General features: G+C 37.9%; 25 protein-coding genes, 1 tRNA gene and 1 other RNA gene. 4 read left to right on the forward strand and 23 right to left on the reverse strand.

Features of this window, described 5'->3' with window-relative positions:
• From PHO70_04445 to PHO70_04500, 12 genes are all read right to left on the reverse strand, one after another.
• A partial coding sequence (locus tag PHO70_04445) for a non-canonical purine NTP pyrophosphatase (GenBank protein MDD5432220.1) occupies positions 1–257 on the reverse strand: 257 nt, incomplete at its 3' end.
• Positions 254–967, reverse strand: coding sequence for a ribonuclease PH (rph, locus tag PHO70_04450; protein ID MDD5432221.1), 714 nt, complete (start codon positions 965–967; stop codon positions 254–256). The genes rph and PHO70_04445, both read right to left, overlap by 4 nt.
• Positions 960–1,481 (reverse strand): FumA C-terminus/TtdB family hydratase beta subunit, encoded by a 522-nt coding sequence (locus tag PHO70_04455; GenBank protein MDD5432222.1) that lies wholly within the window; start codon positions 1,479–1,481, stop codon positions 960–962. Before PHO70_04455 ends, rph begins: the two co-directional genes overlap by 8 nt.
• Positions 1,478–2,311 (reverse strand): fumarate hydratase, encoded by an 834-nt coding sequence (locus PHO70_04460; protein MDD5432223.1) that lies wholly within the window; start codon positions 2,309–2,311, stop codon positions 1,478–1,480. Before PHO70_04460 ends, PHO70_04455 begins: the two co-directional genes overlap by 4 nt.
• 2 nt (positions 2,312–2,313) lie before the next feature.
• On the reverse strand, positions 2,314–2,712 hold the full coding sequence (gene queF, locus PHO70_04465; GenBank protein MDD5432224.1) for a preQ(1) synthase: 399 nt from the start codon (positions 2,710–2,712) through the stop codon (positions 2,314–2,316).
• Positions 2,709–3,380: a 7-carboxy-7-deazaguanine synthase QueE gene (locus PHO70_04470; protein ID MDD5432225.1), complete on the reverse strand. Its 672-nt coding sequence runs from the start codon at positions 3,378–3,380 to the stop codon at positions 2,709–2,711. The genes queF and PHO70_04470 overlap by 4 nt, the downstream gene beginning before the upstream one ends.
• Positions 3,377–3,736, reverse strand: coding sequence for a 6-carboxytetrahydropterin synthase QueD (queD, locus tag PHO70_04475; protein MDD5432226.1), 360 nt, complete (start codon positions 3,734–3,736; stop codon positions 3,377–3,379). Before queD ends, PHO70_04470 begins: the two co-directional genes overlap by 4 nt.
• Positions 3,729–4,523 carry a glutamate racemase gene (gene murI, locus PHO70_04480; GenBank protein MDD5432227.1) on the reverse strand — a complete coding sequence of 265 codons (795 nt, stop codon included), beginning with the start codon at positions 4,521–4,523 and terminating at the stop codon, positions 3,729–3,731. Before murI ends, queD begins: the two co-directional genes overlap by 8 nt.
• Positions 4,520–5,602, reverse strand: coding sequence for an N-acetylmuramoyl-L-alanine amidase (locus tag PHO70_04485; GenBank protein ID MDD5432228.1), 1,083 nt, complete (start codon positions 5,600–5,602; stop codon positions 4,520–4,522). Before PHO70_04485 ends, murI begins: the two co-directional genes overlap by 4 nt.
• Before the next feature lie 86 nt (positions 5,603–5,688).
• Positions 5,689–6,110: a transfer-messenger RNA gene (gene ssrA, locus PHO70_04490) on the reverse strand.
• Between the two features lie 40 nt (positions 6,111–6,150).
• The gene (smpB, locus tag PHO70_04495; GenBank protein MDD5432229.1) at positions 6,151–6,606 is read right to left on the reverse strand and encodes an SsrA-binding protein SmpB; all 456 of its coding nucleotides are present in this window, start codon (positions 6,604–6,606) and stop codon (positions 6,151–6,153) included.
• Positions 6,603–7,559, reverse strand: a complete 957-nt coding sequence (locus PHO70_04500) for an AEC family transporter (GenBank protein ID MDD5432230.1) — start codon at positions 7,557–7,559, stop codon at positions 6,603–6,605. The genes smpB and PHO70_04500 overlap by 4 nt, the downstream gene beginning before the upstream one ends.
• Before the next feature lie 221 nt (positions 7,560–7,780).
• Between PHO70_04500 and PHO70_04505 the strand changes: the two genes are divergently transcribed.
• Positions 7,781–7,862 (forward strand) — tRNA-Leu (locus PHO70_04505).
• Positions 7,863–7,900: 38 nt separating this feature from the next.
• Here the strand turns inward: PHO70_04505 and PHO70_04510 are convergent.
• From PHO70_04510 to PHO70_04540, 7 genes are all read right to left on the reverse strand, one after another.
• A complete protein-coding gene (locus PHO70_04510; protein MDD5432231.1) occupies positions 7,901–9,196 on the reverse strand; it encodes a radical SAM protein in 1,296 nt (431 codons plus the stop codon).
• A gap of 22 nt (positions 9,197–9,218) precedes the next feature.
• Complete coding sequence (locus PHO70_04515) at positions 9,219–9,422, reverse strand: cold shock domain-containing protein (GenBank protein ID MDD5432232.1); 204 nt, start codon at positions 9,420–9,422, stop codon at positions 9,219–9,221.
• Positions 9,423–9,492: 70 nt separating this feature from the next.
• A complete protein-coding gene (locus PHO70_04520) occupies positions 9,493–9,693 on the reverse strand; it encodes a cold shock domain-containing protein (protein MDD5432233.1) in 201 nt (66 codons plus the stop codon).
• A gap of 226 nt (positions 9,694–9,919) precedes the next feature.
• The gene (locus PHO70_04525) at positions 9,920–11,281 is read right to left on the reverse strand and encodes a Maf and M48 domain-containing protein (GenBank protein MDD5432234.1); all 1,362 of its coding nucleotides are present in this window, start codon (positions 11,279–11,281) and stop codon (positions 9,920–9,922) included.
• Positions 11,282–11,284: 3 nt separating this feature from the next.
• Positions 11,285–12,523: an NAD(P)/FAD-dependent oxidoreductase gene (locus tag PHO70_04530; GenBank protein MDD5432235.1), complete on the reverse strand. Its 1,239-nt coding sequence runs from the start codon at positions 12,521–12,523 to the stop codon at positions 11,285–11,287.
• Positions 12,523–13,080 carry an orotate phosphoribosyltransferase gene (gene pyrE, locus PHO70_04535; protein ID MDD5432236.1) on the reverse strand — a complete coding sequence of 186 codons (558 nt, stop codon included), beginning with the start codon at positions 13,078–13,080 and terminating at the stop codon, positions 12,523–12,525. The genes PHO70_04530 and pyrE overlap by 1 nt, the downstream gene beginning before the upstream one ends.
• Entirely contained in the window at positions 13,080–13,454 is a 375-nt protein-coding gene (locus PHO70_04540; protein ID MDD5432237.1) for a response regulator, read from the reverse strand. The genes pyrE and PHO70_04540 overlap by 1 nt, the downstream gene beginning before the upstream one ends.
• 129 nt (positions 13,455–13,583) lie before the next feature.
• Here PHO70_04540 and PHO70_04545 point away from each other — a divergent pair, with 129 nt between their 5' ends.
• The 3 genes from PHO70_04545 to PHO70_04555 are packed head-to-tail and all read left to right on the forward strand — an operon-like array spanning position 13,584 to position 16,502.
• On the forward strand, positions 13,584–14,309 hold the full coding sequence (locus tag PHO70_04545; GenBank protein MDD5432238.1) for a ComF family protein: 726 nt from the start codon (positions 13,584–13,586) through the stop codon (positions 14,307–14,309).
• A gap of 1 nt (position 14,310) precedes the next feature.
• Positions 14,311–15,414: an LptF/LptG family permease gene (locus PHO70_04550; GenBank protein ID MDD5432239.1), complete on the forward strand. Its 1,104-nt coding sequence runs from the start codon at positions 14,311–14,313 to the stop codon at positions 15,412–15,414.
• Positions 15,402–16,502, forward strand: a complete 1,101-nt coding sequence (locus tag PHO70_04555; protein ID MDD5432240.1) for an LptF/LptG family permease — start codon at positions 15,402–15,404, stop codon at positions 16,500–16,502. Before PHO70_04550 ends, PHO70_04555 begins: the two co-directional genes overlap by 13 nt.
• On the opposite strand, the gene alr is transcribed toward PHO70_04555, so the two are convergent.
• The 4 genes from alr to thiL are packed head-to-tail and all read right to left on the reverse strand — an operon-like array spanning position 16,489 to position 19,652.
• On the reverse strand, positions 16,489–17,622 hold the full coding sequence (gene alr / locus PHO70_04560; protein MDD5432241.1) for an alanine racemase: 1,134 nt from the start codon (positions 17,620–17,622) through the stop codon (positions 16,489–16,491). The two genes, PHO70_04555 and alr, sit on opposite strands and share 14 nt — an antisense overlap.
• A 2-nt stretch (positions 17,623–17,624) precedes the next feature.
• Positions 17,625–18,299, reverse strand: coding sequence for a tRNA (adenosine(37)-N6)-threonylcarbamoyltransferase complex dimerization subunit type 1 TsaB (gene tsaB / locus PHO70_04565; GenBank protein ID MDD5432242.1), 675 nt, complete (start codon positions 18,297–18,299; stop codon positions 17,625–17,627).
• Positions 18,280–18,750: a tRNA (adenosine(37)-N6)-threonylcarbamoyltransferase complex ATPase subunit type 1 TsaE gene (tsaE, locus tag PHO70_04570; protein ID MDD5432243.1), complete on the reverse strand. Its 471-nt coding sequence runs from the start codon at positions 18,748–18,750 to the stop codon at positions 18,280–18,282. The genes tsaB and tsaE overlap by 20 nt, the downstream gene beginning before the upstream one ends.
• Positions 18,751–18,755: 5 nt before the next feature.
• Positions 18,756–19,652 (reverse strand): thiamine-phosphate kinase, encoded by an 897-nt coding sequence (gene thiL / locus PHO70_04575; protein ID MDD5432244.1) that lies wholly within the window; start codon positions 19,650–19,652, stop codon positions 18,756–18,758.
• Positions 19,653–19,654: the final 2 nt, after the last annotated feature.

Raw genomic sequence — 19,654 nt, forward strand, 5'->3', positions numbered from 1 at the left:
CCCGGCTTGCCGCCTAATGCATCAACGCAAAGGCCCGAATCTTCTCCAAGAGTAAGCGCTTTTGTGAAATGCGCAATCTTTACTGCCTTCTTAACCGCATTTTCTTTAAAAGTTTTCCCATTTTCAATAATTCTTGGAGTTTTCTTAAAACTTTCTAAAGAAACAATTTCTAAATCAAATTCCCTTAAAAGATCTTTTAGCTCCTGAAGCTTTTTTTTATTCTTTGTAGCAACAACTAAACATTGCTTCTCTATCATAAAATATCACCAACAAAATTCTTTTGGATATCCACTAAATCACTAATACCTTTTTTTGCCAAATCAAGGAGTTTATCCATCTGAGTCCGGTTAAAAGGTTTTCTTTCCGCAGTCCCTTGTATTTCAATAAACTCTCCCTTGCCGGTCATAACAATATTCATATCAACCTCGGCCTGAGAATCCTCTTCATAACAAAGGTCAATTATGGGATGGCCCTGAAAAATCCCCACGCTTACAGCTGCTACGTAATCTTTAATCGGAATCTCTCCAATTAATCCTGCTTTCTTTATTTTACTTAAAGCGTCAACTAACGCGATAAAACTTCCCGTAATAGAAGCTGTACGCGTACCACCGTCTCCCTGGATTACATCGCAATCAAGCCAAATGGTCCGTTCTCCTAATTTATCCATTTCAGTTACTGTGCGCAAAGACCTGCCGACAAGACGCTGTATTTCATAAGTGCGCCCAGAATCTTTATTGCGCTGGATGCGCGATTTGCAGGAACGAGGAAGCATCCCGTATTCAGCTGTTACCCAACCATTGCCTGAATTTCTTAAAAATGGCGGCACAGTTTCTTCAACCGAAGCTGAACAGATAACTTTGGTATTTCCCATTTCAATAAGGCATGAGCCTTCTGCGTATTTTAAATAATTCCTTTTGATCTCAATTCTTCTTAACTTATCCAATCCTCTTCCATCTGGCCTAACCATAAATACTCCTCCCTAGTGAATCAATTCCAACAATTAATGGAAAATCTTTAACCTCTAATTCATGTATCGCTTCCGGGCCTAAATCTTTATATGCTGCAACTCGCATCTTACAAACAAATTTTGACAAGAGTGCTCCGCAGCCTGCATATGTTAAAAAATAAATCCCTTTATATTTCTTTATTGCTTTTTTTACTTCTGCTGAGCGAGCCCCTTTCCCAATCATTCCCAAAACCCCTTTTTCCAATAAGCAAGGAGCAAATTCATCCATCCTCGAGCTTGTGGTCGGGCCGCAAGCACCGATAGCCTTTCCTTTAGGTGTTTTTGTCGGGCCGCAATAATAAACAATCTTGTCTTTTAAATCTATAGGGAGCTTCCCACCTTTTTTAATTGTTTCAACCAATCTCTTATGCGCCTGATCCCGCGCAGTATAAATAATGCCGCTGAATAAAATCTTTTGCGAAACCCTTAAAGTAAGGAATTCTTCTCTTAAAATAGAATTTGATCTTTTCATCATAAAATTTTTGTTGCTGATCTTAAAGCATGGCAGCTAATGCTTACGGCAACCGGCAAGCCTGCAATATGCGTAGGATAAGTTTCAATATTTACTGCTAACGCAGTAGTTTTTCCACCTAGGCCCATTGGCCCAATGTTTAATTTATTAATCTCATCTAACAATTCTCTCTCTAATCTTGTGACCTTGTGACCTTGTGACCTTGTGACCTTTTTAAGCAGCGCTTTCTTCGCCAAGAAAGAAGCGCTCTCCGCCGTCCCTCCAATACCAACCCCAATAACATAAGGAGGACAGGCATCCGGGCCTGCTATCTTTACCGCTTCAACAATAAATTTCTTTATTTCTTCAATGCTTGCTGTCGGACGAAACATTTTAAGAAGCGATTTATTCTCGCAGCCAAAGCCTTTAGCTAAAACAGTTACCTTAATTTTATCTCCAGGAATATAATCAAAATGAATTACTGCGGGAGAATACCCGGACGAACCTCTTAATAGCGGATCAATAATAACTGAATTTCTTAATGAGCCTTTCTTATAACCTAACTCAACACCTTTATTTATTGCTTTCTTTAAATCTCCGGTTATTTTTACATTTTGCCCGATTTCAATATAAACACAGGGCATTCCGGTATCCTGGCAAATAGCAAGCTCTTCTTTCCGGGCAATCTTTGCATTATCTATAATCGCCTGCAAAATATCTTTAGCCTGCAAACTTGTTTCTTTAGCGTAAGCTTGCTTTATGCTAGCCAAAACATCTTTTCTTAAAAAGAAATTTGCCTTGATGCATAAATCTGCAATTGCGTCTCTTATTTTTTTTGAATCAATCTCTCTCATAATTATCTTTTGTATTCGGATGAAACAGTTGTTTTGATTCCCCCGCGGGGATTGAACTCACCAACAATTTTTACCCAACGCGGCTTGGATGCCTTAACAAAATCTTCCAGCATCTTATTGATCAAATGCTCGTGGAATATCCCCACATCCCGAAAAAATATCGTGTACATTTTAAACGATTTAAGCTCAATACAATATTTAGTCGGAGAATATTCAATACGAATATGGGCAAAATCCGGAAGCCCGGTTTTTGGGCAAATACAGGTAAACTCCGGAACATCCAATATAATCGTATATTTTTTATCCGGATATTGATTCTCCCAAACTTCAATCTCAGGAGTTAATAAACCCCTAACATTCTCTTGCAGCCCTTCATACGACGACTTTTTATGCCTTCTCATTTCACTCCCATAACTTTATGCATCTGCGGGATAATGCATGCCGAAACTTGCTCATCCCTACATAAATTCTTAAAATTCTCTAATTTTTCAATCAAAGTTTGATTATTTTCAAAACTATTAGGCTGCAAAACCAACATTGCTGAGCCATTAACTGATTTAATAACTTCCAATGCCTGTTTTAAATCATCCTCACTTGTCCCTTGGCAGATTATAGCTTTTAGAAAAACATCTTTTGCAGAAGCAATCTTTAAGAACTTTTTATGCAAGCCCCAAAGATCACCCATACCTGTCGAACTGGGAAGTTTTAAATCCATTGCTACAATATCTATTCCATCAATCACACTCTCTAATTCTCCGGGTAATGTGCCGTTTGTTTCAAGATAATTTTTAAAACCCGCCTGATGAGTTAACCGTAATACCTTACTTAAAAATTCTTTGTGTAAAAGCGGTTCCCCGCCGGTAAATGATATAGAATGATAACTATCTTCGTAGGTATCTATTTCATTAATCAACTCTTCGGGATCGTATTCGCGAAACCGGTCCAACTTAGTATCGCAAAAACGGCAACTAAGATTGCAGCCGAAAAAACGCACAAAAATCTGTTTTTCTCCGAAATAAAGCCCTTCCCCTTGAATGCTATCAAAAACTTCTGAGATTCTTGCTTTCATTTAATCCTATAAGTTGCAGCACTAGTATCGTTTTCCCAGATAGTGACAGATTCTGCCCTTACTCCCCTTTTCCTGATTTTGTCAAAAATATACTTTGCGATATTCTCCGAGGTAGGATTTACTTTCTTAAAGAATACGTGGTTATTTAAATATTTATGGTCAAATTCTTCCAAAACTGAATTTAATTCTGCTTTTAAACATTTAAAATCCATAACCATACCGATCTTATCAAGCTTACTGCTTGAAAGGACTAATTCGACTCTCCAGTTATGGCCATGAAGATCCTCGCATTTGCCCTTGTAGCCGCGTAGATTGTGCGCAGCACTAAAACTTCCCAAAACTTTTATACTATACATTATTATTCACCTTGCTTACATTCTTTACAGAATACCCTAAGAACCTTTTCGCTAAGCCATTAAACCACTCAGGATTATCACTCACATAAAACCTGCTCTTACCGGATCTTTTTTTATTTAATAAATCTTCCGCTGATAAAATCTTTTTTACTTCGACGGCTACCTGTTTTGCAGAATCAATTAAAGTTACATGTTCACCCATAACTTCTTTGATTACCGGCTTAAGCAAAGGATAATGCGTACATCCTAGTATAATTGTATCAACTTTAGCTTGTTTCATCGGCTTTAAATAACCTTCTGCTACCTGTTTTACGACATCTCCAGCTAACCATCCCTCTTCCGCAAAAGGAACAAACAAAGGGCATGCAACTGCCGTTACCGAAACCTTCGGATCAAGCTGTTTTATCTCTAATTCATAAGCCCGGCTCTTAACAGTCCCTCTTGTCCCGATTACGCCTATACGCTTATTCTTTGTCGCATAAACTGCCTCTCTTACTCCGGGAGTAATTACTCCGACGATTGGAACCCGAAAATGATTTTTGATTACCGGAAGAGCCAAACTTGAAACCGTATTACAGGCAACACAAATCAATTTAACATCATGCTTTAATAAAAATAAGATATTTTCAATAGAAAAACGGATTATAGTTTCTTTTGATTTGATGCCATATGGAACCCGCGCAGTATCTCCGAAATAAACAATATCTTCTGACGGAAGCTGCTTGACTAATTCTTTTACAACTGTAAGCCCTCCTACGCCCGAATCAAAAACACCAATAGACTTCATCTTGCCTCCAATGCCGCGTATTCTTTAGCATAACCATTAATCCCCTGCTCAATAGCCTCTGCTATTTGCTGCCTGTAATAACCATTTTTTAATTTGCGTTCTTCCTGAAAATTAGAAACAAAACCTGTTTCAATTAAAACACCCGGCATGCGTATACCTCTTAACACTTCAAACCTAGCACTCTTAACACCCAATATTTTAACTCCCAAATTATCATTCATTGACCTGCAGACGAATTTTGACAACTCTATTGATTCTGCGCGGCTGGAAGTATAAATCATATCCCAGAGAATTGCTTTAAGATTTGAGGAATGGCTCCCAAAACAAGCGCTGTTTAAATTTAATGAGGCGTCCTTTGCTGCCAATACCGCCCGCTTAGAATCGCTTACAGAAGGAGCAACATAATAAACTTCAAAACCATTCAAAGTTCTAACCCTGCTTGCGTTTGAATGGATACTAACAAAAAGGTCTGCTTGTGAACTATTTGCTATATTCACCCTGGATGATAAAGGGATAAACCTATCCGTTGAGCGTGTAAAAACAACCTCAACACCGTCTTCTTTTAACAATTTAGTTAATCTCTTAGCAATATCTAAATTAACATCTTTTTCTCTTAAGCCCGTCCTGCCAATAGCACCCGGGTCATTCCCGCCGTGTCCGGCGTCAATAACTATCTTACGGATATTTTGCAAATATAAAGTATATCCCGGACGCGACTCTCTAAAAAGAGAATCCATCTGTTCTTTAACCCTATAAGGAACAACCACAGCACCCTGATAAATATCAACCGGATGGTTTAAATAAATAGACTGGCTATCCACCAACATAAGCGAATCGCCGACTCGCAAATTAATTTTATGCGAAGCTCTTTTTAAATTAATTATTTTGGAGATATTGTCATATTCCCAGCTAACCCCTTTTTTCTCACAAAGACGGATAAGAGGAAAATAAGTTGCCCCGTTTATTGAATAGCTTGGCACGTCTGAAGTAGGAACTGTTGCGCATCCGGAAAGAAAATAACAGAAAGCTGACAACAAACAAAAACTTAGTAGTATTTTAACTGTGGTTTTAGAATGCATTTAGAAACTTATCTACTCCTATTAAACGTGGTAGGGCCGAAACACATTATTTCGGCATCCACTTGTTGTTTCATTAATGAAACAACAAGTGGAGGTGGGCGGAATCGAACCGCCGTCCCTAAGTAACCAGATAAAAGCCGCTACATGCTTAGTTTAGCTTTTACGCTTAATCTTGCGCACTCAACTAAACAAGATTGCACAAGACGCAACCTTTTAAATTTCGCTAAGCCCCCAAAGGTAAACAAAGCTTAGCTATCCTACTTTAGGCTCTATTTCATCCCGTAGGCATGGATGGATAGAGGCTTCAGCGTTTAATGAACGCCGAAGGCTAGCGCACCCGCTACCGGCGGAACAACCAATGGAGAAAATGCTGGTTGTATCGCTGATAAACGGTTTACCATTGTGTGGTTTGCGTTTACATTTTGCAAAGGTTGTTAACGCGGCTAACTTTGCCTCCGCGGCATGCTGCTCTTACCCAATTGCCTTAAGTCGAGCCCTTTTCACCCCCTAATGTTAATTATAACATATGGGCTTCTCTTAAAACAAAACTAACGATTTCTTCTTCTTAGTGCTCTACGCATATCAAGATCAGTTTCGCGCTTCTTAATATCTTGTCTGCGGTCATAAAGCTTTTTACCTTTACAAAGAGCAATTAGCAACTTTGCAAAACCTCTATCATTAAAATATGCTTTTAAGGGAACAATTGTAAACCCTTTTTGCGCGGTAAGCCCCATTAATTTTGCAATCTGTTTCTTATGCAAAAGAAGTTTTCGCGGCCTGACAGGATCTACATTCTGATAACTTGCTTGAGTATAAGGACTTATATGCGTGTTATAAAGGATTACTTCTTCTTTCTCTATTCGTGCAAAGCTATCGTCTAAATTAACCTTCGCGTCTCTTAAGGATTTTACTTCGCTCCCCTTTAATTCAATCCCGCATTCAAAGCTTTCTATGACTTCGTAATCTCTATACGCCTTATGATTTGTTGCTATTGGTTTACTCATTTTATCATAACTAATGCAAAATAAATACTTAAAAATATTGGAATTGTAATAATACTAACCACATGCCCTATAAATATACCTTGGCTGATATACAAGTCTTCTTTTTTAAAATGCCGGATGATAACCGAAAGGCTTGTAGCTGGAGGCATAGCTAACTGCATTAAAATCAACAATCCGATTAATTCCGGTAATCTAAGTTTAAGAATAACTGTCAGGCCAAGTGCCGGCAAAATAACCAATTTAGAAAGCACCATTAAAAACATTGCTTTTCTTTCAATATGCGCAAGCTTAATTTCCGCAAGGCTTCCCCCAACAACAATCATTGCGAGAGGAACGGTGCATTCTCCGGTAAGCCGCAACGGTTTAATTAACGCATCCGGCAGCATATTCTGCCAGCCAAAAAATACAAACCCCATACCGATTAAAGTCGCAACTACAGGGGCGCTGAAAATACTGGATAATTCAAATTTCTTTTTCTCATGCAGTAAAAGCATATAAACACCGGCGGAAAACATAACCAAATTAAATCCGAGCAGAAATAAAAAAAGATAAATATAAATTGGCCCGGCCTGTTCATTGGGTAATAAAGCTGCAATCAAAACGAGTGGAAGATAACCTGAATTCTGAAAAGCAGATAAACTTAAGAACTGTAGCCTGCGTTGCAACCCCTTAATAAAACCAATGAATATAAAACCGACCAATAGCCCGATTATTGTTATAACCACACTAATTAAAGGAAAAATCCACCAGTTTGGATACAAATGAAAATCAAAATCTTTGATTAACTGGCAAAATATCAAAAGCGGCAGAGTAACCTTCATCACCAGCCGGCTTATACCATCAAGCTCATCATGGCTTAAGATTAGTTTCTTAATTAGCAAGAATCCAATTGCGGCAAGCAATAAGCTCTGTGCAACCGCAATACCAGTTATCTTAAATGATTCTATTAGCAAGGCTTTTCTCCCTTTTAAGAAATTAATATTATAACAGTAAATTCACCCTCCAGCAACAAAGAAAACCATCACATGCTGTCATCCCTGCGGAAGCAGGGATCTACCATATAGCATAGATTCCCGCTTTCGCGGGAATGACGTCAAAACGGATCAATTAAAAAGCAATTTCAAAGATTAATTTGACATGATTATTAGGGTAGGATATACTAAAAAATAACATCGCGGGGGTGGCGGAATTGGCATACGCGTACGTCTCAGAAGCGTATGGGGCAACCCTTGAGGGTTCAACTCCCTCCCTCCGCATTCTATTTCGCCAGTCGTTAAAAAATTTTTATTGTGATTTACTTTGAAGGAACAAACGAAAGCCAATGCATTTTCCTATTGCGCTCTTTCCATTCCTTTAATATCCCATGCCCCATAAATCGGAACATAGCATTCCTAAAATGCAGTTTAATCAATAAAGAAAACGAACGGGTAAGAGAATAATATTTTGTGTATGCTTTTAAAACATTGGCTTGGAGCTGTTTTGCAGATATTAATTTAGGATAAAATACAACATGCTGCCCGTCGTAAAGATTCCAATCCTGGCTAAAAATCCTTTTTTGTGTATGCAATTCCTCGTGAATTTTTGTCCCCGGAAAAGGAGTTAATACTGTCATTTGCAGCGTATCTATTTTCTGCTTTAGTGCGAATTTAAGGGTATCAGTAATTGTATTTTCATTATCATTATCGCTTCCTAAAACAAACATACCGTGGATTTTAATTTTCTTTTTATGGAAAGACTTGATCGCAAATACTATATCTTCAAGGCTTTGATTCTTTTTATAATCCTGGAGGGTTTTAAGATTAACCGACTCAAATCCAATACAAGCAACTGCGCAACCTGCTTTACTCATAAGGCTAAGCAAAGAATTATCTTTTGCCACATCGCATCTTACCTGGCAACTCCAATCACGAATCTTGTTTTTAAGTATTAACTCCAGCAGCGTACGTGTGCGTTTTGGGTAAGCGGTAAAATTATCGTCGCAGAAAAACCATGAGTTTACTTTTCTAGACGACAACTCTTCCATCACATTCTCAGCACTGCGGAAGCGGTATTTCCTGCCAAACATCTTTGTCACGGAACAAAAAGTACAATCAAAAGGGCATCCCCTTGATGTAGAAATCGGAGTAATTATTGAAGGCAATTTATAGCCTTTTATCAAAGAAAAATCGGGAAATGGCAGTTTATCCAAATTTTGTACGGCCTTTCCCTGCACGATCGGATCTTTTATTAAACCCTCTACTATATCAACAATCACTTCTTCTGCCTCGCCCACAACTACCTGCCTTGCGTATTGCAAAGCTTCATCAGGAAGAAGGCTTGCGTGCACTCCTCCTATGATAACTTTTTCTTTAGGAAAATGCTTTGCTATTTCATAGCCTCTTTTAGCAGTTGACGTAAGGATAGAAATCCCGATTAAGTCAGCTTTTAGCTTACTATAATCGGGTTTAAAAATATCCTCATGGTAAATTTCAACCTCATGGCCTCTCTCCCTTAAGATTGTCCCTAAATACACAGGGCCCAAAAGAGGCATACGTAATTTACTATAAACTGTTGCGCCTGCCGAAACAGGTTCAATAAATACTATTTTCATGCTCTTAATTTGCCTATAAAGATTAAGCTACAACCTTTATATCAATTGCGCGTGGGCCTTTATCGGATTTCTCAATCTCAAATTCAACCTTAGTCTCTTCTGTCAGGTTTTCGAATTTCTCTCCGATAAGGCTTGATTTATGGAAAAACACTTCTCTGCCGTCTGTATCGCTGATAAAACCAAACCCTCTGTCTAAAACCACCTTCTTGATCTTTCCTGTATGCATGCTTCCTCCCTTGCAAAAAAAATGTGCTCAGCCCCTTATTGGAACTGAGCACATTCTCTTTTAGGTTATTTTATAACTTGACAACTTTAGTTGCTTGTTCACCTTTAGGACCTTTTTCAATTTCAAACTCAACTTCCTGTCCATCGGTTAAAGTTTTATATCCTTCACCCTGAATTGCGGAATGATGCACAAATACATCACTACCAGACTCAGGAGTAATGAACCCATAACCTTTCTGATTCGAGAACCACTTTACTTTACCTCTTGCCATTATTTGCTACCTCCTTTTCTTAAAATTGTAGTAAACCCCGTTAAGAAATCTGCTTCATCTTTACCTTCACCTTATTAGATTTCTTCTAACGGGGGCAAATAATGACAGCATAAAAAAAACCTCAAGGTTAGACATCTTATTAACCATGAGGCTTCAGACTTCTAATCTCTTGTTCACTACTGAAGTAAGTATACCACAAATACCCTGCTTGTCAAATGATATTTTCTTACTCTGTTTCATCCCTTCTATGGGTAGTTTGTTCAATATTTATATAATCCTTGAAATCCATCCCTTCTCCCAGCTCTTGCTTAACTACACGTATTCTATCAGGTACATAAGGGTGGGTTTTATAATAAACTGGTGGTGCAAGCGGCTTCTTTTTCTTTATGCTTTGTAATTTATTCAAGAATTTAATCATTCCATGCGGATCATACCCGGCTAATTTCTCATATCTTGCACCTAATTGATCAGCTAACAACTCATCTTCGCGGCCGTAACCAAGCAAAATTTCGGTAAATGCAGTATCCGCAGCAGTCCCTACGGCAGCTCCACTGCTTCCAGAGGGAGCAACCGCTACCAAAAGCCTGAGTATTGAATACCCCTGGGCAACTTGCAGCTTTTTAACGCTATGCCGCGCAACAATGTGCCCGACCTCATGCGCAATAACCCCGGCTAACTCATCATCGCTTGAACATTTTTCAATCAATCCTTTGTTTATATAAATATATCCTCCGGGAAGCGAAACCGCGTTGACATCCTCATCATCCAAAACATAAAAATAATAATCTATTTCTTTTCTATCGCAGACAGCTGCTATCTTTTTACCTATATCCTGCACCCTTTTCTGGATCAAAGGATCGTCCACAAACTTATATTCTTTTTCAACCTGCCTTGCTATTGACTGACCCATAGCCACTTCTTTATCCGTAGAGTAATAAAGAGAGTCTTCTTCTTTGGTCGCAATATTATACTCAGTAGAACATCCTGATAAAAGAATGCAAAACAACAACGCAAAAATACCGACTTCCATCTTTTTTAACATAATATACAATTTCCTTAAAGGCAGACCAACAACATTGTAAAAACAGCCCTCAATCCTTTTAATAAAAAAAGCTCCCCTTCCTTGTATATCAAAACTACCGGCTTTATCTAGAGGAGAGGTGGAAGCAAAATAACCCCGAATCTCCGCATCTGTCAATTTATCCATATAAATCTTTGTTTTTTCATAATCAACCAATACCTTCTTTTTATCCTTGTCAATCACAGCTAATCCAGTATAAAGCCATTGCGGTTTTTTTGAAAGCCTTTTTAGCATTCTCTGCGCTTCTTTTAGGCCTCTTGGCTTGCCAAAAATCAAACCATCCTGGACAACAACCGTATCTGCGCCGATAATAATGCCTTTTTGCACTTTCTTTGCTACGTCTTTTGCTTTATTTAAAGCATTCATTTTAACCAAAGAGGCAAAAGAAGAATTAGAATGATTCTTCTTCTCTTCAATATTGCTCGGTAGCACTTTAAACTTTATCCCAAAGATATTCAGAAGTTTCTTCCTTGCCTTAGAATCTGAAGCCAAATAAATAGCTCTCATATTTTAACCTAATGCAGCGCTCTCTCCCGCAAGATATCCCGTTGAAAACGCCGCTTGCAGATTAAAGCCTCCGGTATCAGCATCCACATCAATCATCTCTCCAGCAAAATATAAATCTTTGATTAAGCGCGATTCCATTGTTCGCGGATTGATATTCTTTAAACTAACGCCCCCTTTCGTAACCATTGCATGCTCAATCGGAAGCGTTTGTTTAATTTCAAGGCGAAAATTCTTAAGAAACCTTACAATTGTTAACCTTTCTTTTTGGGTAATCTGATTTGATTTTTTGTTTGCGTCAATTTTCAATAACTCCATAAACACATCTATCAATCTTAAAGGCAACAATTCTTTAAGCATATTCTTGATACTTTTTGACGGGCTAAGTTTGATCTCTCTTAAAATACGCAAATCAAGCTGCATTTCAGTTAAAGCCGGCTTTAAATCAATATCCAAAAATACTGAACCTCCGTCGGCAATCCAATCTGAGATCTTCCCACTAAGAGATATCACTAAAGGCCCCGATACTCCGAAATGAGTAAATAACAACTCCCCGATTTCAGAAGTCAAACGTTTACTTCCAGAGTTAAATTTTAATACAATATTTTTTAAAGTTAAACCTTCCAACCTCGCGGGAATGCCTCCCTTTACTTCCAGAGGCACAAGTGCCGGCTTTAAAGGGATAATATCATGCCCAAGCTTCTTGGCAATCTTAACTCCATCCCCAGTTGAGCCGGTAGAAGTATAAGAAGCGCCTCCCATAGCTAAAATCACGCTATCGGCTTCAATAATCTTCCCGTCCTTGAGCAAAACTCCGCAAGCCCTATCCCCTTTTGTCAAAACTTCTTTTATCTCCGAATTACAGATAATTATAACTTTGTTTTTCTGCGCTTCTTTTATCAAAACATCAAGTATACTACTTGATTTATCGCTTACAGGAAACACCCTAAGCTGCCTCTCAACTTTAAGCTTTAAGCCTCTTTCTTCAAAAAAAGCAATTAAGTCCTGATTAAAGAATTTACGGAAGGCATCTCTTAAAAACTCTCCATGTGAAAAAGCTTTTAAGAATGAATTTAAATCGCAGGCATTAGTAACATTGCAGCGCCCTTTGCCGCTTAAGAGAAGTTTCTGCCCAAGGAATGATTTTTTTTCAATTAACAATGTTTCTACCCCAAGCTGAGAGGCTCTTATTGCCGCCATCAAACCAGCCGGGCCGCCGCCAACAATCAAAATTCTATTTTTCACTAAACTCCGAATTCCTCTATTTTAAATATAGACTCCAATTTCAAGCCTACTTTACTTAAGTTTTCAGCTGCCCCCTCATTTCTATCAACAATCACAACAGCAGTATCTACCTTTAATCCTGCTTTATCCACAGCTGTTTTTGCTTCAATCAAAGCCTTTCCGGTTGTTGCCACATCATCAACTAAAATCACTTTATCTCCCGCATTCAAAGCAGGCCCTTCAATCTGACGTTGCATACCATGCCCCTTAGCTTCTTTTCTCACTATAAATGTTTTAATACCGGTTTGATTGATATGCGCAAGGCAGGCAACTGCTCCGGTGATTGGATCTGCGCCTAAAGTCGGACCGCCAACCGCCTTTATATCCTTATCCTTAATTAATTCTAAAATTATACTAGCCACCAGAAAAGCCCCTTCAGGCGTCAAAGTTATAACCCTACCGTCAAGATAATAGGTGCTTGCTTTGCCCGAAGATAAAATAAAATTCCCCCTCTTCAAAGCTTCTACCTGCAGGAGCTCAAACAATCTCTTCTTTAATATTTTTATTTTTTCACTCATTATTTTTTATGAGAGGTAAGCTTTTTAATTTGATCAAACAATTCTCCGGAATCAAATGGTTTTGTAAAATACGCATTTGCCCCAATAACTTTTCCTATGACTTTATCAACATCTGCATTTTTTGCCGTAAGCATTAATATTGGAGTAGAGCAGACAGAATCATCTTTACGTATCTCTTTGCAAACCTCCTCCCCGCTAAGCTCAGGAAGGATAAGGTCCAAAATAACAATGTCAGGCTTTTCTGCTTTTACTTTTTCAAGGCCGGAAAGGCCGTCATTAGCACTTATGACATCAAACCCCTTTTCTTTAAGGTCTAAAGCCAACAGTGAACAGAGATCCACTTCATCTTCTATTATCATTACTTTGGTCTTCATATTATCCTCTTAATAAAAATATACCACTAAATACCTAATCTTTCAACTATTTATGACAAACTAATTTATATCTAACTAAAAAGGGAAATTGATTTTGACAAATTTTAATTTCATTGTTATTATATACCTATGTTTGTGCGCCTTTTTAATGGGCTGATAGATACATTCTATCCAAAAAGGTGTTTGAGCTGTAAAAGCAAGATCCATAAGCTTGCGGTTGACAATTTTATTTGCGCTGAGTGTTGGGCTAAAATCAAGAAAAACCGGCCTCCCTTTTGCCATAGCTGCGGCAGGCAGCTTGAAAAGAAAGGCTTTGCTAAAAATATCTGCTCCGGATGCATAAGAAAAATGCTGCATTTTGACCGGGCCTTTAGCCCCTGCACTTACACAGGTATTATTAAAGAATTAATCCATGATTTCAAATATAATCAGAAAGATTACCTTGGCCTGCCCTTAAGCAAATTAATGATTGAATTTATTAAAGAATACTCTTTACCTATGGACAAAATAGACTTTATTATCCCCATGCCTTTACATAAAACAAGGCTGAGAGAAAGAGAATTTAACCAAGCCGAAATCTTGAGCCGGCACATAGGTAATGAATTTAAGGTAGATGTTCTTGCAACTTGCCTGGAACGCAGTCGTTACACAAAGACTCAAACCGAATTGTCTCCTCATGAAAGATTCTTGAATGTGGAGAATTGTTTTTCTGTTAACGGAAACCGCAACTTAAAGAGAAAAAACATACTGTTAGTTGACGATGTATTGACAACCGCGGCCACATCTTCAGAAGCCTCAAGGGCATTAAAAAATGCTGGCTCAGGAATTGTTTTTGTATTAACATTAGCTAATTAAAATGAAAATACTGCGAAGCTACTTCTTAAAAGAATTTATCGGGCCTCTATTTCTTGCGCTTGGGGTTCTTACCTTTGTCATGCTCCTCGGAAATCTTATTAAAATTGCCGATATGGTAATTAACAGAGGAATTGACATTGGAAGCGTCTCTAAGCTTTTTCTTTTCATGATGCCTGCTCTAATCAAATATACTCTACCAATAGCTTCTCTTGCCGCTATCTTACTTTCACTTGGAAGGCTCTCCAGTGATAATGAAATAATCGCAATCAGGGCAAGCGGGATTAACCTCTTTAGCCTGATTCTTCCTCTTCTCATAGTAGGCTTTATTTTAAGCCTTGTTTTGGTTATCTTTAATGACAGGGTTATCCCTTACGCCCATTTTGCTTCAAGGAAGACGTTAATGGAGGTCGGGATAAAAAACCCGACTGCAGCCCTTGAAGAAGGAGTCTTTATAAATTCTTTCCAAAAATACATATTGTTTATTTATAGAGTTGACCAGAAAAAAAACAAACTAAGTAATATACGTATTTATGAACCTCAAGGTGAAGATAAACCAACCCGCACAATTATCGCAAAAAGCGGCGAGTTTATTAGCATCCCGGAAAAAAGCAGCGTAAAGTTAAAACTCATGGACGGAACCAGTGATGAACCAGACCCGGAGAATCCTGCTAACTTTTATAAGCTGAATTTTAAAACTTATTTCATGAATTTAAACCTAGCGCAGACTAGAGATAAAAATAAAATTGAGAAAAAGCCAAAGGATATGACAATAGTTGAATTAGAAAATGAAATTGCAAAATTAAAAAAAGAAGGAATTGAGCCAACCCCTCTTCTTACAGAATTAAATGAAAAAGTTTCGCTTGCTTTCTCCTGCCTTGGTTTTATGCTACTTGGGATACCGATGGCAATAATCACCAGAAGAAGAGAAAAATCAATAAATTTCGGAATTGCATTCCTTATTGTGGGAGTTTATTATCTTTTACTTATGGGCGCAGAAGCCATAAGCTTGCAAGGAATAATGCCTCCGCAAATTGCCCTATGGATCCCTAATTTACTTATGGGGGTAATTGGCACTTTTCTCCTGATCAAACTATGCGCATCTTAGACCGCTATATTTTAAAATCTTGCCTCGGCATTTTCTTCGGCTGCCTTTTCATTTTCTTATTTCTTTATGTAATCATTGATATCTTCGCTAATCTTGACCAGATTTTAAAACAGAAGGTTGCAATCGAAATGCTTTTGCAATACTATCTGTCGTATCTGCCGATAATTTTCGTCCAAGTCTCTCCTATAGCTTGCCTTTTGAGCACACTTTATACTTTCGCGAAACTCAACCGAGGGAATGAAATTATCGCAATGCGTTCAGCGGGATTAAGCATTTTCCAGATAACAAAAACAGTGCTCTTATTTGGTGCACTAATCAGCCTCTTTGTTTTTCTTGCAAATGACAAGATTGTCCCCCCTGCCATGGCAACTAACCAAAGAATCAAAGATCAGATGGACAACAACACAAAGAAACAAAATGAAAAAAAGAACGAAATTATCACCAACCTTTCTATGTATGGGCTAAAAAACCGCTTATTTTTTGTAAATAAATTTACCGTGGCGACTAATACCATGGAAGGCATTACCATCTTAGAGCATGACGAACATCAGAATATTACAAAAAAGGTTGTCGCAAACAAAGGAATATACAAAGATAACCACTGGCTATTTTATCAAAGCATTACCTACAACTTTGACATAAGCGGGCAGGTATTACAAGAGCCGGAATATTATGATGAAGAAATAATGACTATCCCTGAATCTCCTGCTGACTTCATCAATCAAAGGCAGCGCGTAGACTTTATGACAATTGCACAGATTGAAAATTACATATGGAGATTATCCAAAAGCGGGGCAACTACGGTTATCAGAAACCTTAAAATAGACCTTTATCAAAGATACACTTCGCCATTTACCAGCCTGATTATCATGCTTCTGGGTATTCCTTTTGCTCTAATGATGAAAAAACGCGCAACCGGAGTTTCTTCTCTTGGTTTTTCAATTATGGTAGGATTTCTTTATTACGTTATTAATGCGGTAAGCATTGCCTTTGGCAAAGGCGGGATATTAATGCCGATACTATCTGCTTCTCTAAGCCATATTATCGCGATAATATTTAGCCTCTATTTAATCTTTAAACTTCCTTAAACGAATATACTCTCGGTATCCTTGCTCCAAACCCACAAACAATTTCATAAGGAATAGTCCCGGAAATGCGCGCAAGCTCTTCTGTTAGAATCTTATTCTTTCCTTGCGAACCGATAAGTACAACTTCATCCCCTACATTAACCTTTAAATCCCCGACATCAACCATTATCTGATCCATACAAATCTTTCCGCTAATTTTAAAACGCTTACCCTTAATCAAAACCGGAGCCTGGTTTGATAAATTCCGGGGATATCCATCTCCGTAGCCGATAGGAATGGTTACGATTTGAGTAGGTTTTTTTGTAATATAATCATGGCCATAGCTAATGCCATATCCTTTTGGGACTTTTTTTACATAGATTACCCTTGTCTTAAGGCTTAATACCGGCTTAAGATTAACCTCTAAGCCTTCTTTAGGAGACAACCCATAGATTACAAGCCCGGGCCTGACCATATTAAGGTGGCTATGGTTATAATCAATAAGGCCCATACTATTTGCAGCATGGAATAAATTAATCTTAATACCCAATTTATTTAGCTTCTGGATCAATTTCTCAAACAATTTGATTTGGTATAAAGTAAAATCTTTATTTAAATCAGCAAAAGGAAAATGCGTAAAAACTCCTTCAATATTCACAAACCTTAACTTTGATATTTTTTTAATAAGCGCATCTGCTTCTTGATGTAAAACTCCAATCCTGCCCATTCCGGTATCAACTTTTACATGTAAATTAAGATGTTCTGAGCGCGACTTGGCGAAATTATTTAATGAAACTGCAAGTTCCTCATCACAGACTGAAGGAGTAAGTTTATATTCAAAAACAGGATCTATATCTTCCTTCAAAATCAAGCCTAAAATTAAAATGGGCAGATTTATCCCAGACTCCCTTAGTTTTATCCCCTCGTCAATTGAGGCAACACCCAAGAAATCTACTCCCGCAGATACAAGCTTTTGAGATACAGGAATTAATCCATGCCCATAAGCATCGGCTTTCACGGTCACCATAATCTTCGTATTAGGAGCAACCCTGCCCTTAATCTCTTTAAAATTATGCAGGATGTTGCCTAAATTAACCTCTGCCCATGTCGGTCGATAACCGATAAAATTAATTTTGTCCATAGTTACTTTCGCCTTACCTGGCATTCTTTCGGGTAAAGATAAATTGGTGAAAGCTCAAAACAATTATCGAGCTTCTTATTCTTAATCCTCTCCAAGGCAAGTTCAATTATATTACGCGGCTTAGGATACCAGTACTCTTTATCTAAAATAACAACTCCTTTTACTTGAGCAATCAGCTTGTCTTTATATAAATTAACTGCATCCCCCAGAACTATACTCCTTGGCTTAATCAATTTAAATAGTTCATCTTCGTTTAGAAGTAAGTATGGTTTTGTTTTAACCAGACCTGCCTTATTCTTTCTAAAAACACTAGTATAGATAAGGCTTCTTTTGGCATCAATAATCGGGACAATGCTTAAGCTCTCCTTCAAACAATTTTTCGCTAAGATATCCAAAGAAGGCACGCCAACCATCGGCTTTTTTACTGACCAACTTAAACCCTTTAATGCCGCAAGGCCGACACGCATTCCCGTGAAAGACCCCGGGCCAAGCCCGCAGGCAAAATAATCTATATCTTCAACTTTTAGCCCTAAAGCATCCAAAACTCTTTTTATGCTGACAGTAATTACTGCAGAAAGCTGACGGCCAACTTCAAAAGTATATTCATAAACTTTTAAATTATCATACACTCCGATGCACAAATAACTTGTGCTAGTATCAACTGCTAATATTTTCATGGATATCCTTTAATAGCTCCTTGTAACGATTCCCGAATGCGCTGAATTTTATTGTTCTTTTGGTTCCCCCCAAAAGAGACAATTCAATCTTTAAGAATTCCTTAGGCATTAAAAAATTCAGCCTATCCGCCCATTCTATTATCGCAATTCCCTGCCCGTAAAAATATTCTTCGTAACCTAAACCCAAGATATCCCCTACCTCACTTAATCTATAAAGGTCAAAATGATACAGTGGCAAAGATTTTCCCATATGCATCCGCATAAGCACAAATGTAGGGCTGATTACTTTTTCCTGAGAAATCCCTAAGCCTTTAGCAATACCTTTTGTCAAAACAGTCTTACCAGCGCCTAAATCCCCGAACAAACAAATTATATCAGAAGGTTTCAGGATTTTTGCGATTTTTTTACCGATATTTAATGTATTTACTACGGAATTAGATACAATTTTCATTTTCTTTAGAAATGGCTAAACCCCTTTAGATCAATATCTTTTACTATATTCTTAAGATTTACTATTTTTAAACCTCCGGATTTATCAACAATTTCTCCGATTGGTTTATAAATCTTTAGCTTCTTACTTAACAACTTCTCTGCTTCTTTTTTAGATAGAGTAAAAAGTAGTTCAAAATCCTCTCCCATAAAAAGCGCCTCTTCTAAATTTTTCGCATTTCTATCTTTGGGAATCAAACATTCATAAATAACTGCCCCGACCTGACTTTGTTCTAAAATGTGCCGCAAATCCTGCGCCAGTCCATCAGAGATATCAATCATTGCATTAACTTTAAAATTCTGGACCAAAAACCTGGATTCTTTTAGCCTTGGAGAGAACTTAAGATGCTTTCCGCGGATTGAACCGCCAAGAGCTCCGGTAACAAATATAATGTCGCCTTTTTTTGCGCCATTTCTTAATACCAAATGCTGTTTGGCAACACTACCCAGCATACTTACATCTAAAATCAACTTAGGAGCTTTGCTGATATCCCCCCCTACGATATTTATACGAAACTGCCTTGCCAAATCAAACATCCCCTTAGCAATCCTATCTATCTTTTCTACACTTAAATATTTAGGCAAGCCCATTGATACAACACAATGGTTAGGAATCCCCCCGCAGGCGGCAACATCACTAATTGAAATTGCCAAAGCCTTCCTGCCAATTAGCTCTAATTTATCCTTAAAAGTAAAATCCTCATTTTCAACTATCATATCGCAGGTAAAAAGCTGGAAATTATTTTTATCAAGTTTTAATACCGCGCAATCATCTCCGCTTCCTGCCACAACAGAAGAATCTATTTTGATTTGTTTCTTAAACCGCTCAATCAAACCGAATTCTCCAATATTCTTTAATAACATCG

This window comes from Candidatus Omnitrophota bacterium, from assembly GCA_028715415.1.
Lineage (GTDB): Bacteria > Omnitrophota > Gorgyraeia > Gygaellales > Profunditerraquicolaceae > JAQURX01.

Coding starts and splice junctions, on each gene's coding strand:
- queF (MDD5432224.1), bottom strand. CDS start 2,712: ATGAGAAGGCATAAAAAGTCGTCGTATGAAGGGCTGCAAGAGAATGTT.
- PHO70_04515 (MDD5432232.1), bottom strand. CDS start 9,422: ATGCATACAGGAAAGATCAAGAAGGTGGTTTTAGACAGAGGGTTTGGT.
- PHO70_04485 (MDD5432228.1), bottom strand. CDS start 5,602: ATGCATTCTAAAACCACAGTTAAAATACTACTAAGTTTTTGTTTGTTG.
- thiL (MDD5432244.1), bottom strand. CDS start 19,652: ATGTTATTAAAGAATATTGGAGAATTCGGTTTGATTGAGCGGTTTAAG.
- tsaB (MDD5432242.1), bottom strand. CDS start 18,299: ATGAAAATATTAGCAGTTGATACTAGCACAAGTTATTTGTGCATCGGA.
- smpB (MDD5432229.1), bottom strand. CDS start 6,606: ATGAGTAAACCAATAGCAACAAATCATAAGGCGTATAGAGATTACGAA.
- rph (MDD5432221.1), bottom strand. CDS start 967: ATGGTTAGGCCAGATGGAAGAGGATTGGATAAGTTAAGAAGAATTGAG.
- tsaE (MDD5432243.1), bottom strand. CDS start 18,750: ATGAAAATTGTATCTAATTCCGTAGTAAATACATTAAATATCGGTAAA.
- PHO70_04455 (MDD5432222.1), bottom strand. CDS start 1,481: ATGATGAAAAGATCAAATTCTATTTTAAGAGAAGAATTCCTTACTTTA.
- alr (MDD5432241.1), bottom strand. CDS start 17,622: ATGGACAAAATTAATTTTATCGGTTATCGACCGACATGGGCAGAGGTT.
- PHO70_04510 (MDD5432231.1), bottom strand. CDS start 9,196: ATGAAAATAGTATTTATTGAACCTGTTTCGGCAGGCGCAACAGTTTAT.
- PHO70_04520 (MDD5432233.1), bottom strand. CDS start 9,693: ATGGCAAGAGGTAAAGTAAAGTGGTTCTCGAATCAGAAAGGTTATGGG.
- murI (MDD5432227.1), bottom strand. CDS start 4,523: ATGAAGTCTATTGGTGTTTTTGATTCGGGCGTAGGAGGGCTTACAGTT.
- queD (MDD5432226.1), bottom strand. CDS start 3,736: ATGTATAGTATAAAAGTTTTGGGAAGTTTTAGTGCTGCGCACAATCTA.
- PHO70_04540 (MDD5432237.1), bottom strand. CDS start 13,454: ATGAAGACCAAAGTAATGATAATAGAAGATGAAGTGGATCTCTGTTCA.
- PHO70_04550 (MDD5432239.1), top strand. CDS start 14,311: ATGAAAATACTGCGAAGCTACTTCTTAAAAGAATTTATCGGGCCTCTA.
- PHO70_04545 (MDD5432238.1), top strand. CDS start 13,584: ATGTTTGTGCGCCTTTTTAATGGGCTGATAGATACATTCTATCCAAAA.
- PHO70_04525 (MDD5432234.1), bottom strand. CDS start 11,281: ATGAGAGCTATTTATTTGGCTTCAGATTCTAAGGCAAGGAAGAAACTT.
- pyrE (MDD5432236.1), bottom strand. CDS start 13,080: ATGAGTGAAAAAATAAAAATATTAAAGAAGAGATTGTTTGAGCTCCTG.
- PHO70_04460 (MDD5432223.1), bottom strand. CDS start 2,311: ATGAGAGAGATTGATTCAAAAAAAATAAGAGACGCAATTGCAGATTTA.
- PHO70_04470 (MDD5432225.1), bottom strand. CDS start 3,380: ATGAAAGCAAGAATCTCAGAAGTTTTTGATAGCATTCAAGGGGAAGGG.
- PHO70_04555 (MDD5432240.1), top strand. CDS start 15,402: ATGCGCATCTTAGACCGCTATATTTTAAAATCTTGCCTCGGCATTTTC.